This window comes from Marinobacter sp. S0848L (assembly GCF_023016065.1).
Classification (GTDB): domain Bacteria; phylum Pseudomonadota; class Gammaproteobacteria; order Pseudomonadales; family Oleiphilaceae; genus Marinobacter.
Window position 1 is genome coordinate 1 of the sequence record NZ_JALKAQ010000012.1, and the last position, 14,263, is coordinate 14,263.

Consider the following 14,263-nt stretch of genomic DNA (forward strand, 5'->3'; position numbering starts at 1 on the left):
CCGCCCCACCACCCCGGCTCAATTAAACTTCTGTAGTGTTATCGGAAAAGGCTTTTTAGCGTTACGAACTGCTCGGAGTCAGGGGCAGACCTTGGGATAGGCATTCCAAAAATGTGCGCAGCCATGGATGGCGGAGCAGAAGCGCCACATGGATGTGCCGCAGGAGCGGTTTTTGGAATGCCTATCCCAAGGTCTGCCTAACACCAAACGCACAGGCTACGGCCGTAACTTGCAGCCTCCCCACAATAACGGCTATCGTTCAAAACCGATGACTAAACCGGAAGAACCGATGCCACAACCGTTCCAGTTCACAGCCAACGACGTAAAAGTCGAAAAACGCGAAACCGTCTTCCAGGGCTTCTTTCGTATGGACAAACTCTGGCTGACCCACCCGCGATTCGATGGCCGTGAAATGCCCACTTTCACTCGCGAACTCTTTATACGCGGCGATGCCACCTGCGTCCTGCCTTACGATCCGGAACGCGACGAAGTCGTGCTACTTGAACAATTCCGCCTCGGTGCTCTGGGCCGCAACCAATCACCTTGGTTGCTTGAACTCGTTGCTGGTATGAACGAAGAGGGCGAAAGCCCGGAAGACGTCGCGCAACGAGAAGGCCAAGAAGAGGCGGGCCTTAGCTTTAGCCGGCTCGATAAAATCTGTGATTACATGGTATCGCCCGGTGGAACCACCGAAATGATTCACCTCTACTGCGGGCAAATCAGCACCGCCAATGCCGGAGGTGTATTTGGTGTAGAGCACGAACATGAAGACATCCTCTCCCATGTGGTTTCAGCCGAAGAAACCTTCGCCATGATCGCCGATGGCCGCATCAACAACGCCGCTGCCATCATCGCCATTCAATGGCTGCAACTGAATCGGGACCGGCTGCGAAAGGAGTGGCGGGCATGACCGAATGGGTGAAACGGCCAAAACGATACGTCCCCGACTTACGCCAACTCGGCGCACTGTGTGATGGCAACTACCATCGGCTGCGCAAACTGAGGCAGCTTGACGCTGAAGACGAGGCCGTGTGCGAAATAGAATTGCACCGGGAAGATCAGTACTTGGGGCGGGTCCGTATTGAGCGGCTGCAAACCGCGAGATTTACCGAAACCTTGTTACTGGAACAAGTTCATAACAGCGGCCGGTGGTTGAATAATCCTAAAATGACGGTTCGGGTTTACCACGATGCCACCATGGCGGAAGTGATCAGTTGTTACCGCCATCGCCACATTGCCCCGGTGAATGATTATCCGAACCGCTTCATGCACCATCCCGATGAAAAGGTTCAGATCAACGGTTTTCTTGCCGACTGGCTGGATTATTGTCTGCGTTTTGGCCATCTGCCTTTGGAGCAGGCTGCCTGGACAGCTGGTCAGGGTGGAGACTAAGCCGAAATGTCGTTGCAGGCACCTTATCCTGTGCCATGGTTGTCAAATACTGCAAAATATCAGGCGTAATTGGCGAGAATGTGACATACCCTTAATTCGTAGCCAATGCAGCGAGCGCCAAGCATCGTAAACTAAGAACAAATAAACGTTTGCAGAGACAACAGCAGGGCTTGTATGACCCACTCTGATCCTAAGCGCCCATTACGGGTGCTGCAGTTGACGGACCCCCACCTGACCGCACAATCAGGCGGAGCTTTGCTGGGCGTAAACACCCGCGACAGCCTGGCGGCGGTTATTGACGAAGTCCTGAAAGTGCACGGCCAGCCAGATTTAGTGCTGGCCACCGGTGATATCTCGCAAGATGCGTCCGTTGAAGCCTACCGTTATTTTGGAGAGCAGCTACAAGCCTTTGATTGTCCGTCTCTCTGGATTGCCGGAAACCACGACGATACCCCTGTGATGAATGCGATTGCCGCCGAATTTCAGGCCGATCAGCGCCAGTGGACACAGGGCGGCTGGCACTTCGTCATGCTCGACTCTTCCGTTCATGGAAAGGTCTTTGGTGAGTTGTCAGAGCAAGAACTGACCCACCTCAACAACGCACTTTCCGAACATACTGAACTGCCCACCATGGTTTGCCTTCACCACCATCCAGTGGATATTCATTCCGATTGGATGGATAAAATTGGACTAAAAACCCGGGAAGCCTTCTGGCGGATTATCGATAAACATCTACAGGTGAAAGTTGTGTTATGGGGGCACATCCATCAAGAGCTGCACCAACAACGGAATGGCGTTCAATTACTCGCTACTCCCTCTACCTGTATACAGTTCACCGCCGGAGCCAGTGACTTCTCGGTTGAACCGCGTGCGCCGGGATATCGCTGGATCGAACTAACCCCTTCAGGAACTATTTCGACAGAAGTCCGCAGGGCGACCCGGTTTGAGTTCGAACTGGACGAAAACAGTTCCGGGTACTGACCGCAAAACCTTCTCCTCCCTCAAGCCTGCAGCATGCCATTGGAAGGCAGTTCACTGATCGGGATGATCAGTGCGTTACAATAGCAACGTTGTGAATACGATTTCACAAGGATGAATGCCCTCAGTCAACGGATGACGAGCCATGAAAATTGTTAGCACCTGGGATTTGCGTGCCGCGGATCTGCCCAGGCTGGAATCCCCGTTTTTTGCCGCCGCCAAAACTAAAAGCCTGATCCTTGATCATGCACATATCGCCAGCAGCAGCGATTTTGAGCATTTACTGGGACGATCCCACGCGTCTCCTGGCGGTGGTCGTGCCTCAAGAAATTACCGTGCCGCGCTCGTTGATGAGGTCGTGCGCCGAATTGACCAAGGCGAACTCTGGCTAGTTCATGAGGTGGTTGATGGTAAGCCCTTCGCGCCGGTGGTTTATTGGCGAAGCGCTGGCGATGGGAGGGGGCAGTGGGCTTTAGGTGACAGTGTAGCTAACTCCGAAATACGCAGCGGCGTGGATGCACTGAACCGACACGGCGTTACACCGCAGCAACTCGCTTCCCAAAGCATTGGAGGTGTAGGGCACTTGGGTGCCAGCCAGTTTGACGCAGAATATCGCGAGAAACAGCAAGAGGAGGCTCGCCACCAACGATCCACATCCCAAAACTCAAACACGAGTTTCCCCGCGCAGACAGTGGCACCGCTTGCCGTATCCGCAGCGCTAAACAATGAACCCGAAACCACAAAAGCCCCTCAGCAAATCCACCTCGAAATCGGCATCTTCACCGATGGCACCTTGAATAACGCCGAGAATTCGAGAGAACTGGAGGAACGTGTGGCCAAGGAGTGTGTTCAGGCTTTCGAGCTAGGGGAGATGTCGGAGGAAGAGTGTGCATATTGGTTGGGGTTGTCGATGGGCGGAAGTTACGAGAATGCTCCGACAAACGTCGCAAAGCTCGGGGATTTATATGAGGCATCGCTGACCGCCGAGAAAGGTGTTGCCACCTACAAGTTTTCTGTTTATGCGCGGGGAGTAGGAACGAAAACGGGCGCAGGAGATTCGACCCTAGCTGCTATCTCTGGGCTTGGTGAGTCGGGCGTCATTAATCAGGTGGGGAAAGCGTTTGATGCTTTGGTTGGACAGATAAAAGAACGGAGTATCCACGAACGGATAAGTTCGTTAACCATCGATTTATTTGGGTTTAGTCGAGGTGCAGCTGCGGCTCGGCATGCTGCCTTTGAAATCAATAGGGGACCATCGGGAATGTTAGGGCGTAGGTTCAAGAAAGCACGACTAGCATGGCCGCGACGACTATCTATTCGCTTTGTTGGTCTGTTTGATACGGTAGCTGCGATTGTAAATCCGGTGAGATTCGATTTTTTGGCCAGCAATAGAAGAAATGATCCGGTGCAGGTTTATCTTGATCCAAAGGGAGTGGGAAAAGCGGTCCACCTCGTTGCTTTGGATGAGTACCGAAAAAATTTCACTTTAAATAGTCTGCGCAGTAGAGACGGAAAAATTCCAGGAAATTTCCTGGGCATTTCGTTGCCTGGTGCGCACTCGGACGTAGGTGGTGGCTATCCCGATCAACAGCGCGAGGACTTGTTGATAAGTCCTTACAGGCTGATTTCACGAGATCGTAATAAGTGGCCGAAAAAAACTATGGAGTGGGATAACCTTGAGGCTCTCAGGGAGAAAAAGTTCTCCGAAGGATGGATTGGTGAGTTTAGCTTACCCGTACAGCATTCGGCGAAACACGCACCTGTGCCGGATGAGCTGGAGCTGGAGGGCTCCCCTAGAATGTCGGTATATGTAAAAAGGTCTGATCATCCTGCACCTGATGGGCGAGTGGAGTTGTCGCTAAGAATGCTCCGGCAGATTCGAGGAGAGTATTCGCGGATACCACTGCGGGTAATGCATCGCTTGGCTGTTCAGGCCGGGGTCCCATTGATCAAAATTCCACGAAGACCTGATCTGGATCTACCATCAGAGCTAGAGAGCATCAGTGATAGCTGGCTTAAAGAAGTGGGAAAACGTGGATCTGAAATGACGTTCGACACGAAGCAGATAAACCTGCTACGCCATCGATATTTACATCATTCCTCGCACTATAATCCGTTGAAATTTATAGCGGGAGGTGTGTCTACGACAGTCTTATTCGGGCGTAATTTCAGTCCGAACGCGCCTGCATTATCTGGTGAGCGCGAAACTCACCCTAATGAATAAGGTTTAATCATGAAGAATGCAAGAAACATGATCGTGTTGGTTCTTGTGAATTTGATGTTTACGGGGTGCGCGGCGTTAAGGGAAGAATCTGGATATTGGGGTGTTCGAGTAGCTGCACCTGTACATTACGACATGTGGGTGATCGATGCTCATTTTGAAAAGTCCGGCGTGAGGGGGTGGAGGGCGCCGTTTGGTGGTCATACAGGGTGTTGTTGGGCTGGAGCGCACGGTCCGGCTGGCTCTGGAGGGGAGTTAAAACCGTTCCCTAATCTTATGTTGTTGCGTTGGTTCTCTTTTGCAGAGCAAAAGTACTATTCGGCTTTAATCAGGATTCCGGTGAATTTGCAGGAGCGTATGATGGAACCTGCCCCGTATATCTATCCTGATGCGTCAACGGGGTATGAGCCGAGGAACACGCTGGTTCTCGGCCTTGCCCCCGGCGGTGAGGTTGTAGTGTGGATAATGAGTCAGCGGACTAATGCAGAAGAAGTGCTGAGAGTGTCTGCTGCGGAATTACCAGGGGACCCGGCAGACTTTGCCGGTTTAACGAAAACTTATCTCGAGAAGCACGGCGCGTACCTCAAAGAACACGGCGTACCCGTAGAGGGCTGGTAACTTATCACTTTGTTCATTCGTCGAAAATAAAAAGAGGGCGCGCCACAAGGCGCACCCTCTTCGAAGCTCCATTTATGCCCGCAACGCCTGCGCTGCGGCCACCATCGTTTCCAGCGCGGGAGTCACTTCCTCCCATTTCCGAGTTTTAAGCCCGCAGTCCGGGTTTATCCACAATCGTTCCGCCGGAATCCGCTCCGCGGCGAGCTTCATCAGGTTAATGATTTGCTCCTTGTCGGGGACGTTGGGGGAGTGAATGTCATACACGCCGGGCCCGATGTCGTTCGGGTACTCGAAGCTCTTGAAGGCATCCAGTAGCTCCATGTCAGACCGTGAGGTTTCGATGGTAATCACGTCGGCATCCATGCGCGCAATGGCCTCGATGATGTCGTTGAACTCCGAATAGCACATGTGCGTGTGGATCTGAGTGCTGTCCGCTACGCCATTGGCTGCGATGCGGAAGCTGTTGATCGCCCAGTCGAGATAACCTTCCCAGTCTGATTGGCGCAGCGGTAAGCCTTCGCGCAGAGCGGCTTCGTCGATCTGGATAATGCCCACGCCGGCTTTCTCCAGGTCCTGAACTTCTTCGCGAATGGCCAGTGCCAGCTGCAGGCACGAATCCTTGCGGGGTTGGTCGTCCCGCACGAACGACCAGTTCAGAATGGTCACCGGCCCTGTCAGCATGCCTTTTACCGGCTTATCTGTTAGTGACTGAGCGTAACGAATCCAATCTACGGTCATGGCTTTCGGGCGGCGGATGTCGCCGAACAGAATGGGCGGTTTAACGCAGCGTGAACCGTAGGACTGAACCCAGCCGAAGCGGGTAAACGCGTAGCCGTCCAGCTGCTCACCGAAATATTCCACCATGTCGTTACGCTCGGCTTCACCGTGCACCAGAACGTCGAGACCCAAGGCCTCCTGATTGCGAATGCAGCGTTCAATCTCTGCCTTCATTTGGGCTTCGTAGTCGGCTGCCGCCAAATCGCCTTTGCGGAATTGCAGGCGTGCCTGACGGATTTCCGGAGTTTGTGGAAACGAGCCAATGGTCGTGGTCGGAAACGCCGGTAGCTGAAGCTTCTCTTGCTGAAGCGCGATACGCTGGGCATAGGGGCTCTGGCGGTTACCCAGTTCAGTTGTGATCTCCGCGACCGCTGCTCGAACATCTGGATTGGTGACGCGCGTCGAGTTGCGGCGGCTGTCGATGGCTGCCTGATTCTGCGTCAGTTGCTGTTGCACCGATTCGCGGCCTTCGTTCAGCGCGCGGGTAAGCACATGAAGCTCGTCCAGCTTTTGCAGAGCAAAGGCCAGCCAGTTTCGGATTTCCGGATCCAGGCCGGTTTCCTGCGACAAATCAACGGGCACGTGCAGCAAGGAACAAGACGGTGCCAGCCACAGGCGCTCGCCAAGTTTTTCGTGCACCGGCTCTAGCCAGTTCAGCGTTTTATTCAGATCGGTTTTCCAGATGTTTCGACCGCTGATAACACCCAGCGACAGCACCTTGTGCGTCGGCAGCCAATCCGCAATGCGGTTAACTTCATCCGGGGCGCTGATGGCATCGAGATGAACCCCGGCTACCGGCAGCTCGCAGGCCAGTTGCAGATTGTTGCGCAGCTCGCCAAAGTAGGTGGCCAGCAACAGCTTCGGGCGGTTCGCTTTCAGCTGGTGGTAGGCCAGGTTAAACGCGTAACGCCAGTTGGCATCCAGCTCGGTTACCAGCGCAGGCTCGTCGATTTGAACCCATTCGGCTCCGGCATCAGCGAGAATTTCCAGCAATTGTGAATAGGCAGGAAGCAGGCGCTCCAATAGATCAAGGCGATTGCTGCCGTCAGAGGTTTTACCTAGCCATAGGTAGGTAACCGGGCCAATGATAACGGGCTTCGCCTTCACGCCTTGCTGTTGTGCTTCCGCCAACTGGTTAATAAGGCGCTCGGGGTTTAGCTTGAATTCCGTGTCGGCGGTGAACTCCGGCACGATGTAGTGATAGTTGGTGTCGAACCACTTGGTCATTTCGCCGGCAGCGATGGCACAGCAGGGGCTGTCGTTGGCACCGCGGCCGCGGGCGGCTCGGAAGTAGGCGTCTAATTCATTTCCTTCTTTGTCCGCGGCACGAGCTGGCAGGTTGCCCAACGTGACAGACATGTCGAGTACTTGATCGTAGAGCGAGAAATCGCCCACAGGCACAAAGTCGAGGCCAGATTGTTGTTGCCAGTGAGTCTGGCGTAGCTCAGCTGCGGTTGCGGTGAGGTCCTGTTCGGTTTTGCGGCCGGCCCAGTACTGTTCCAGTGCGAATTTCAGTTCCCGTTGACCGCCTATGCGCGGAAAGCCGAGATTGTGCGTTGTCACCATGATGCTGTCCTTAGTGGTTTCTGCGGTAAGTAGGTGAGCTAGATTAGGAAGTTTATGAGATGAATAAAAATGGTATTATCTCAACTATCCATGAGCAGAATTCACGGTTTGGGCATGATTGAGCGTAGTCACTTAGAAATATTTCGAGCGGTTGAGCGGCAGGGGTCGCTTACCGCTGCCGCCGAGCAGCTACATTTGACGCAATCCGCGTTGAGTCACGCGATTCGTAAGCTGGAGCAGCAATTGGGAACGCCGGTCTGGTTGCGAGAAGGGCGGCAGTTGCGCTTTACCCAAGCGGGCGAGCAGCTGCTATCGCTCGCAAACCGTTTATTGCCGCAGTTTGAACACGCCGAGATGCTGGTTGGGCAAGTGGCGAAAGGGCAGCGTGGCAGCTTGCGCGTGGGTATGGAGTGCCACCCTTGTTACCAGTGGTTATTGAAGGTGGTCGGCCCTTATTTGCAGCAGTGGCCGGATGTCGACGTAGACGTGAAACAAGAGTTCCAGTTTGGCGGAATGGGCGCTTTGTTCGGCCATGATATCGATTTGTTGGTGACGCCTGATCCGTTGCATCGTCCTGGTGTGTGTTTTGAGCCCGTGTTCGATTACGAGCAGGTGTTGGTGGTGGCGAGCGATCATCCATTGGCGGAAAGCGAGTGGGTAGAGCCTGAGCAATTGGCCAGTGAAACCTTGATTACCTATCCGGTGGCACCGGAGCGGCTGGATATTTTCACCCGGTTCTTTTTACCCGCCCATGCGGCACCGGCGTTCCATAAAACGATTGAAACTACCGACATCATGCTGCAGATGGTCGCTGCGGGCCGGGGAGTGTCTGCTTTGCCACGCTGGTTGGTGGATGAATACGCGCAGAAAATGCCGATCAAGGCGTTGCGATTGGGCGAGGAAGGTATGCCGAAACAGATATTTTTGGGCTTTCGTGAGCGGGATCAGGAAGTGGATTATCTGGTTGCATTTATGAAGCTGGCCCGTAGCATTCGCTGGAACTAAGCTCTTCGGTTAAACTGCGCAAAAAATTTCAACAGGACACACAGATTATGAGCAATATCCCTGCGGATCTTAAATATATCGATACGCACCAGTGGGTGCGGGTTGAGGCTGATGGCACCGCTACGGTGGGTATTACCGATTTTGCCCAGGAGCAGTTAGGTGATGTGGTTTTTATCGAAGTGCCGGAAGTGGGTGCTACCGTCAACGGCGGTGAGGAAGCAGGTGTTGCAGAGTCGGTGAAGTCGGCTTCGGATGTGTTTAGCCCGGTGACTGGTGAGGTTCTTGAGGTGAATGAGAAGCTTGAGGACGAGCCGGAGATTGTAAACGATGATCCTTATGGTGAAGGCTGGATGTTCAAGGTTAAGCTGGCGGATGAGGGCGAGCTGGACGGCTTGATGGATCCGGATGCGTACGCTGAGCACGTGGCTTCAGAAGGCTAAGTCAGAAAGTTGGTGCAAGCGTGTTCCCGGGGGCGGGCCTCCCGAAACACGCTCCTTCGGCACATCCATGTGACGCTTGGGCTCCGCCATCCCTGGCTCCGCACAGTTTCGTGAGGCCTGCCCCCGGAAACTCGCCCAAACTGCACAGTAGTCCTCATAACGAATGAACTCACAGGTAATTAATTAATGGATTTCCCGATTCTCTACCTGCGCAAAGGCGCAGAACGCCGTCTCCGTGCTGGCCACTTGTGGGTTTACAGTAACGAGGTGGACATCAAACGCAGCCCATTAACCGAGTTCGAAGCCGGCGCTCAGGCTCAGCTACGAGCGTCGAACGACAAGCCGCTGGGTACGGTGTTTGTGAACCCCCATGCGCTGATTTGTGGCCGTTTGATCAGTCGGGAACCTGCACAGGGGATGACCCCCAAGCGGTTGACGGACCGGATGGAAGCGGCGCTTTCGTTGCGGGAGCGGTTGTTTGATAAGCCGTTCTATCGCTGGGTGTTTGGCGACAGCGATGGTTTGTCGGGCTTGGTGGTGGATCGTTTTGATGACGTTGTGGTGGTGCAGATCTCCACTGCAGGTATGGAAATGATGAAAGACGCCATTGTGCGGGCGGTTCAGCGTTTGGCGCACCCTCGCGTGGTGGTGCTGAAGAACGATGGCAAGATGCGCAAGGTAGAAGGGCTTTCCAGTTATGTGGAATTTGCCCATGGGCCAGAGACGGACATTTTGCGGGTTGAAGAAAACGGCGCGCAGTTTGAGGTGCCGTTGGCTGGAGGGCAGAAAACGGGGTGGTTTTACGATCACCGGATGAACCGTCAGCGGCTGCAGGCCTATGCGCCCGGAAAGCGGGTGCTGGATGTGTTCAGTTACGTCGGTGGTTGGGGCATTCAGGCCGCGTGTGCCGGTGCTTCGCAGGTGACTTGTGTCGATGCTTCATCATCAGCGGTGGATTCGGTGCATCACAACGCCAAGCTGAACGGGTTGGATAATGTGGACACCATCGAAGGGGACGCCTTTGATGCGTTGAAAGCGCTGGCGGACGAGAAAGAAAAGTTCGACATCGTGGTGCTAGACCCACCCGCGTTGATTCCGCGCCGTCGTGATCAGAAAGCCGGTGAGCAGGCTTATGCTCGTTTGAATCAGCTTGGGTTGCGGTTGCTGGAACGGGATGGATTGCTGGTGTCTGCGTCGTGTTCCATGCACTTGTCTCAGGAAAAGCTGATCGACATCATCCGCGGTAGCGGGCGCAAGATTGATCGTTTTGTACAGTTGCTGGAGCAGGGGCATCAGGCACCGGACCATCCGGTTGTGCCCGGTATTCCTGAAACCGATTACATCAAATCTTGCTTTGTGCGTTCGCTGACCGGTTTTCTGTAAACACGAAAGCAGTACCCAATGTAGGTCACCGGCGGGGCAGCCTTTCCGGGATCGTCAAAATCATGGATGATTTTGTCGAGCGTACAGGGATGTATTCACCGCGTATCCCGGAAAGGCTGCCCCGTTGGTGACCGGGTCAAGATGCTCTAAAACCTCAATCCCGAAGCGACATCACCGGCCAGCCACTCTCAACAGCCAGTTTCTCCAGCGTTGGATCTGGGTCCACCGCCACCGGGTTCTGCACTAATTTCAGCAGTGGCACATCATTGTGCGAATCACTGTAAAACCACGCGCCGTCCAACGTTTCATTGAAGGCCTCTAGCCAGTCGTTCAGGCGCACCACTTTGCCGTCCTGAAAGCTCGGTGTTCCTGCCACTTCGCCGGTAAACCGCCCGTTCACCAACTCCGGTTCGGTCGCAATCAGGTAATCCACCCCCAAAAGCTCCGCAATCGGCTCGGTGATAAATCGGTTGGTGGCAGTAATGATCATCAGCGTGTGCCCCTGAGCGCGGTGATCGGCCAATAACTTGGCGGCTTTCTCCAGCATCATCGGCTGCACTTTCTTCGCCATAAACGTTTCGCGCCAGGATTCGAGCTCTTCCATGCTGTGGGTGGACAGCGGTTGCAGAGCAAAGCGCTGGTATTCGAAAACGTCCAGCTCGCCATTCAGGTACTCCTGATAGAAGCGATCGTTTGCCTGACGGTATACCTCTGGGTCTACCAACCCTTCCTCCACCAGAAACTCGCCCCACGCGTGGTCGCTGTCGCCGGCCAGCAGAGTGTTGTCCAAATCAAAAATTGCGAGCGTCAAGCCGCGTCCTCCCATTGTCACAGGCTTTTAAGCGAAGCTGACAGTCTAGCACGGCTCTGACAAGCTGTACTGCTCGCAGCAGCGTTTGCTGAACCATTGGGTTTCTGTAAGAATGAGAGCAACTTGGACAAATTTCGTCGGTTGGAAAAGCAACCGGCCACCGACTATGCGAGGACTGTGCCGTGATCGACTCAGACGGTTTCAGACCCAACGTCGGAATCATTCTGGCCAACCACAGGGGCGAAGTGCTCTGGGCGAGGCGAATAGGGCAGGACTCCTGGCAATTTCCGCAAGGCGGCATTAACCCGAACGAGTCGCCTGAAGAAGCCTTGTACCGGGAGCTGGAAGAGGAAATTGGCCTTAGTGCCAATGATGTGGAGATCATCACATGTACACGAGGGTGGCTAAGGTACCGGCTACCCAGACGGATGGTACGCCACAACTCGCACCCCGTATGTGTGGGGCAAAAACAGAAATGGTTCCTGCTGCGGATGTTGTCACCAGATGCGCATGTTCGCGTAGATGGGACGGATTCACCTGAATTCGACGGTTGGCAGTGGGTGAGCTACTGGTACCCGTTGGGACAAGTGATTTCATTTAAAAGAGAAGTGTACAGGCGCGCGCTGAGAGAACTGGCCCCCAGACTGTTTCACAATATGGAACAGTGGCAAAAAGGAGAGTCAAACCGGCGTTTGAAGGAACACCAAAAATGATGGATTAGCCTAATGCTCGGCATCTTGCGAAGTATTGTACAAGAGGTAAACAGCGCCCGTGATCTGAACGAGGCACTCGATATCATTGTCTCGCGAGTGCAGAAAGCAATGGGAACCGAAGTCTGTTCGGTGTACCTACTGGACCCCGCCTCAAACCGCTATATCCTGATGGCCACCGAAGGTCTGTACAAAGACGCGGTGGGCAATGTCAGTCTGGCCCATTCCGAGGGCCTTGTCGGCCTTGTCGGCTCCCGTGAGGAGCCCATCAACCTAGAAGATGCGCCTTCCCATCCGCGTTATCGCTACTTTCCGGAAACCGGTGAAGAGCGCTTCAGCTCGTTTCTCGGTGTGCCCATCATTCACCACCGCGCGGTATTGGGCGTTCTGGTGGTGCAGCAGCGAGAAAACTCCCGCTGCTTTGATGAGGGTGAAGAAGCCTTTCTGGTCACCATCTCGGCTCAATTGGCCGGGGTTATCGCCCATAGCGAAGCCACAGGCGCCATCAGCGGCTTGTCGTTAACCGGTGAAGAAGCCCACGACGTGTGTTTTAACGGGGTGCCGGGCGCGCCCGGTGTCGCCATCGGCACGGGCACAGTGGTTTATCCCTCTGCCGACCTTGATGTTGTTCCGGATAAGCCCGCCGACGATATTGACCGCGAGCTGGAACTGTTCTGGAGCGCGGTTCAAGCCGTAAAAGAAGACATTGAACGCGTGGCCAACCGCTTGGCTTCGCAGCTTCGTCCTGAAGAGCAGGCACTGTTTGATGTCTATTTGCGTATGCTCGATGAAAGCGCACTTCCCGGCGAAGTGGTCAGCAAGATTCAGGAAGGCATTTGGGCGCAAGGTGCCCTGAAGCAGGTGATTCAGCAGTACATTCGTCATTTTGAACTGATGGACGACTTGTACCTGCAAGAACGGGTGGTGGACATTCGCGATCTGGGCCGCCGCCTGTTGTCCCACATGCAAGAAGGCGAACAAAAGCATCTGGAATACCCCGAGCGTACCGTTCTGGTGAGCGAAGAACTTACCCCGGCTATGCTGGGCGAAGTGCCGAAAGGGCAGTTGGTAGGGTTGGTTTCAGTAAAAGGCTCCAGTAACTCTCATGTGGCTATTCTGGCCCGGGCGATGGGGGTGCCGACCGTTATGGGGTTGGTGGATATCCCCGTCAACCAGTTAGGCGGTCGGGAACTGGTGGTGGACGGTTTCGAAGGACAAATCTTCGCCTCGCCTTCGGCCGATCTGCGCGCCTTCTATCAGGCAATTTGTGAAGAAGAAGACGAACTGTTCCGTGGGCTGGAAGAGCTGCGGGATAAGCCTTGTGAAACACTGGACGGCCACCGGGTGCCCTTGCTGGTAAACACCGGATTGATGACCGATGTGGTACGTTCACTGTCCCATGGCGCCGAAGGCATCGGGCTGTACCGCACCGAAGTGCCGTTCATGATCAAAGACCGTTTCCCCTCCGAGCAAGAGCAGCGGGAATACTATCGCGAGCAGTTGGAAGCTTTCGCCCCGAACCCCGTGACCATGCGAACACTGGATATTGGTGGTGACAAAGCGCTGACCTATTTCCCGATTCAGGAAGAAAACCCGTTTCTGGGTTGGCGCGGCATCCGGGTGACACTGGATCACCCGGAAATCTTCCTGTTGCAGGTTCGGGCGATGCTTAAAGCCAGTGAAGGCCTGAACAACCTGCAAATCATGCTGCCCATGATCAGCAACGTCTCCGAAGTGGAAGAGTCGCTGCACCTGATCTACCGGGTTTATCACGAGGTTCGCGAGGAAGGCTATGATGTTCACATGCCCAAAGTGGGCGTGATGATCGAAGTGCCGGGGGCGGTGTACCAGATTCGGGAACTGGCCGATCGCGTGGATTTCGTGTCGGTGGGCTCTAACGACCTCACGCAGTATTTGCTGGCGGTCGATCGCAACAACCCGCGGGTTGCCCAGCTGTACCATTCCTACCATCCAGCCGTTCTTCAAGCCTTGGTGCGCATTGCTCAAGACACTCATGCCGTGGGCAAGCCGGTTGGCATCTGTGGCGAGCTGGCGGGCGACCCGGGTGGCGCTTTGTTACTGATGGCTATGGGCTACGATTCGTTGTCCATGAACGCGGCCAGCCTGCCGAAAGTGAAGTCGGTAATCCGAAGCGTGGATCGGGAATGGGCCGTTCAGTTGTTGCAAGACGTCCTGCTGCTGGATTCACCGCACGTTATAAAAAGCTGTGTTGATCTGGCGCTTCGAAACGCTGGCTTTGGCCGATACCTTCGTCCGGTAAAAACGCCCGTGTGTGAACCAGCTGCTATTTAGAGCGTGTTTGCGCAGTTAGTGTGTTTACTCTAAAACCAATTGGTAGCTT

General features: G+C 54.6%; 12 protein-coding genes. 10 read left to right on the forward strand and 2 right to left on the reverse strand.

Annotated features, from left to right (window positions below):
- Positions 1-289: 289 nt before the first annotated feature.
- The 5 genes from MWU64_RS12985 (at position 290) to MWU64_RS13005 (ending at position 5,209) form a co-directional block, all read left to right on the forward strand.
- A complete protein-coding gene (locus tag MWU64_RS12985; RefSeq protein ID WP_247064819.1) occupies positions 290-910 on the forward strand; it encodes an NUDIX domain-containing protein in 621 nt (206 codons plus the stop codon).
- On the forward strand, positions 907-1,392 hold the full coding sequence (locus MWU64_RS12990; protein ID WP_247064820.1) for a DUF1249 domain-containing protein: 486 nt from the start codon (positions 907-909) through the stop codon (positions 1,390-1,392). The genes MWU64_RS12985 and MWU64_RS12990 overlap by 4 nt, the downstream gene beginning before the upstream one ends.
- A 174-nt stretch (positions 1,393-1,566) precedes the next feature.
- Positions 1,567-2,373, forward strand: coding sequence for a 3',5'-cyclic-AMP phosphodiesterase (cpdA, locus tag MWU64_RS12995; protein ID WP_247064821.1), 807 nt, complete (start codon positions 1,567-1,569; stop codon positions 2,371-2,373).
- A 142-nt stretch (positions 2,374-2,515) separates the two neighbouring features.
- Positions 2,516-4,594 (forward strand): DUF2235 domain-containing protein, encoded by a 2,079-nt coding sequence (locus MWU64_RS13000; RefSeq protein ID WP_247064822.1) that lies wholly within the window; start codon positions 2,516-2,518, stop codon positions 4,592-4,594.
- A 9-nt stretch (positions 4,595-4,603) separates the two neighbouring features.
- Positions 4,604-5,209: a DUF2931 family protein gene (locus MWU64_RS13005; RefSeq protein WP_247064823.1), complete on the forward strand. Its 606-nt coding sequence runs from the start codon at positions 4,604-4,606 to the stop codon at positions 5,207-5,209.
- A gap of 72 nt (positions 5,210-5,281) precedes the next feature.
- Here MWU64_RS13005 and metE read toward each other — a convergent pair whose 3' ends face one another.
- Positions 5,282-7,552 carry a 5-methyltetrahydropteroyltriglutamate--homocysteine S-methyltransferase gene (gene metE, locus MWU64_RS13010; protein WP_247064824.1) on the reverse strand — a complete coding sequence of 757 codons (2,271 nt, stop codon included), beginning with the start codon at positions 7,550-7,552 and terminating at the stop codon, positions 5,282-5,284.
- 114 nt (positions 7,553-7,666) lie between these two features.
- On the opposite strand from metE, the gene MWU64_RS13015 reads away from it, so the two are divergent.
- From MWU64_RS13015 to MWU64_RS13025, 3 genes are all read left to right on the forward strand, one after another.
- Positions 7,667-8,557 carry a LysR family transcriptional regulator gene (locus MWU64_RS13015; RefSeq protein WP_247064888.1) on the forward strand — a complete coding sequence of 297 codons (891 nt, stop codon included), beginning with the start codon at positions 7,667-7,669 and terminating at the stop codon, positions 8,555-8,557.
- Positions 8,558-8,604: 47 nt separating this feature from the next.
- The gene (gcvH, locus tag MWU64_RS13020; protein WP_247064825.1) at positions 8,605-8,997 is read left to right on the forward strand and encodes a glycine cleavage system protein GcvH; all 393 of its coding nucleotides are present in this window, start codon (positions 8,605-8,607) and stop codon (positions 8,995-8,997) included.
- A gap of 186 nt (positions 8,998-9,183) precedes the next feature.
- Positions 9,184-10,380: a class I SAM-dependent rRNA methyltransferase gene (locus MWU64_RS13025; RefSeq protein ID WP_247064826.1), complete on the forward strand. Its 1,197-nt coding sequence runs from the start codon at positions 9,184-9,186 to the stop codon at positions 10,378-10,380.
- Positions 10,381-10,534: 154 nt separating this feature from the next.
- On the opposite strand, the gene MWU64_RS13030 is transcribed toward MWU64_RS13025, so the two are convergent.
- Complete coding sequence (locus MWU64_RS13030) at positions 10,535-11,191, reverse strand: HAD family hydrolase (protein WP_247064827.1); 657 nt, start codon at positions 11,189-11,191, stop codon at positions 10,535-10,537.
- A 182-nt stretch (positions 11,192-11,373) separates the two neighbouring features.
- Here MWU64_RS13030 and MWU64_RS13035 point away from each other — a divergent pair, with 182 nt between their 5' ends.
- Both MWU64_RS13035 and ptsP read left to right on the forward strand, forming a co-directional pair.
- Positions 11,374-11,904: an RNA pyrophosphohydrolase gene (locus MWU64_RS13035; RefSeq protein ID WP_114335856.1), complete on the forward strand. Its 531-nt coding sequence runs from the start codon at positions 11,374-11,376 to the stop codon at positions 11,902-11,904.
- A gap of 12 nt (positions 11,905-11,916) precedes the next feature.
- A complete protein-coding gene (gene ptsP, locus MWU64_RS13040; RefSeq protein ID WP_247064828.1) occupies positions 11,917-14,214 on the forward strand; it encodes a phosphoenolpyruvate--protein phosphotransferase in 2,298 nt (765 codons plus the stop codon).
- Positions 14,215-14,263 lie beyond the last annotated feature (49 nt).

Excerpts from the sequence above, each read along its gene's own strand:
- MWU64_RS12985 (WP_247064819.1), top strand. The coding sequence starts at position 290 with ATGCCACAACCGTTCCAGTTCACAGCCAACGACGTAAAAGTCGAAAAA.
- MWU64_RS12990 (WP_247064820.1), top strand. The coding sequence starts at position 907 with ATGACCGAATGGGTGAAACGGCCAAAACGATACGTCCCCGACTTACGC.
- cpdA (WP_247064821.1), top strand. The coding sequence starts at position 1,567 with ATGACCCACTCTGATCCTAAGCGCCCATTACGGGTGCTGCAGTTGACG.
- MWU64_RS13000 (WP_247064822.1), top strand. The coding sequence starts at position 2,516 with ATGAAAATTGTTAGCACCTGGGATTTGCGTGCCGCGGATCTGCCCAGG.
- MWU64_RS13005 (WP_247064823.1), top strand. The coding sequence starts at position 4,604 with ATGAAGAATGCAAGAAACATGATCGTGTTGGTTCTTGTGAATTTGATG.
- metE (WP_247064824.1), bottom strand. The coding sequence starts at position 7,552 with ATGGTGACAACGCACAATCTCGGCTTTCCGCGCATAGGCGGTCAACGG.
- MWU64_RS13015 (WP_247064888.1), top strand. The coding sequence starts at position 7,667 with ATGATTGAGCGTAGTCACTTAGAAATATTTCGAGCGGTTGAGCGGCAG.
- gcvH (WP_247064825.1), top strand. The coding sequence starts at position 8,605 with ATGAGCAATATCCCTGCGGATCTTAAATATATCGATACGCACCAGTGG.
- MWU64_RS13025 (WP_247064826.1), top strand. The coding sequence starts at position 9,184 with ATGGATTTCCCGATTCTCTACCTGCGCAAAGGCGCAGAACGCCGTCTC.
- ptsP (WP_247064828.1), top strand. The coding sequence starts at position 11,917 with ATGCTCGGCATCTTGCGAAGTATTGTACAAGAGGTAAACAGCGCCCGT.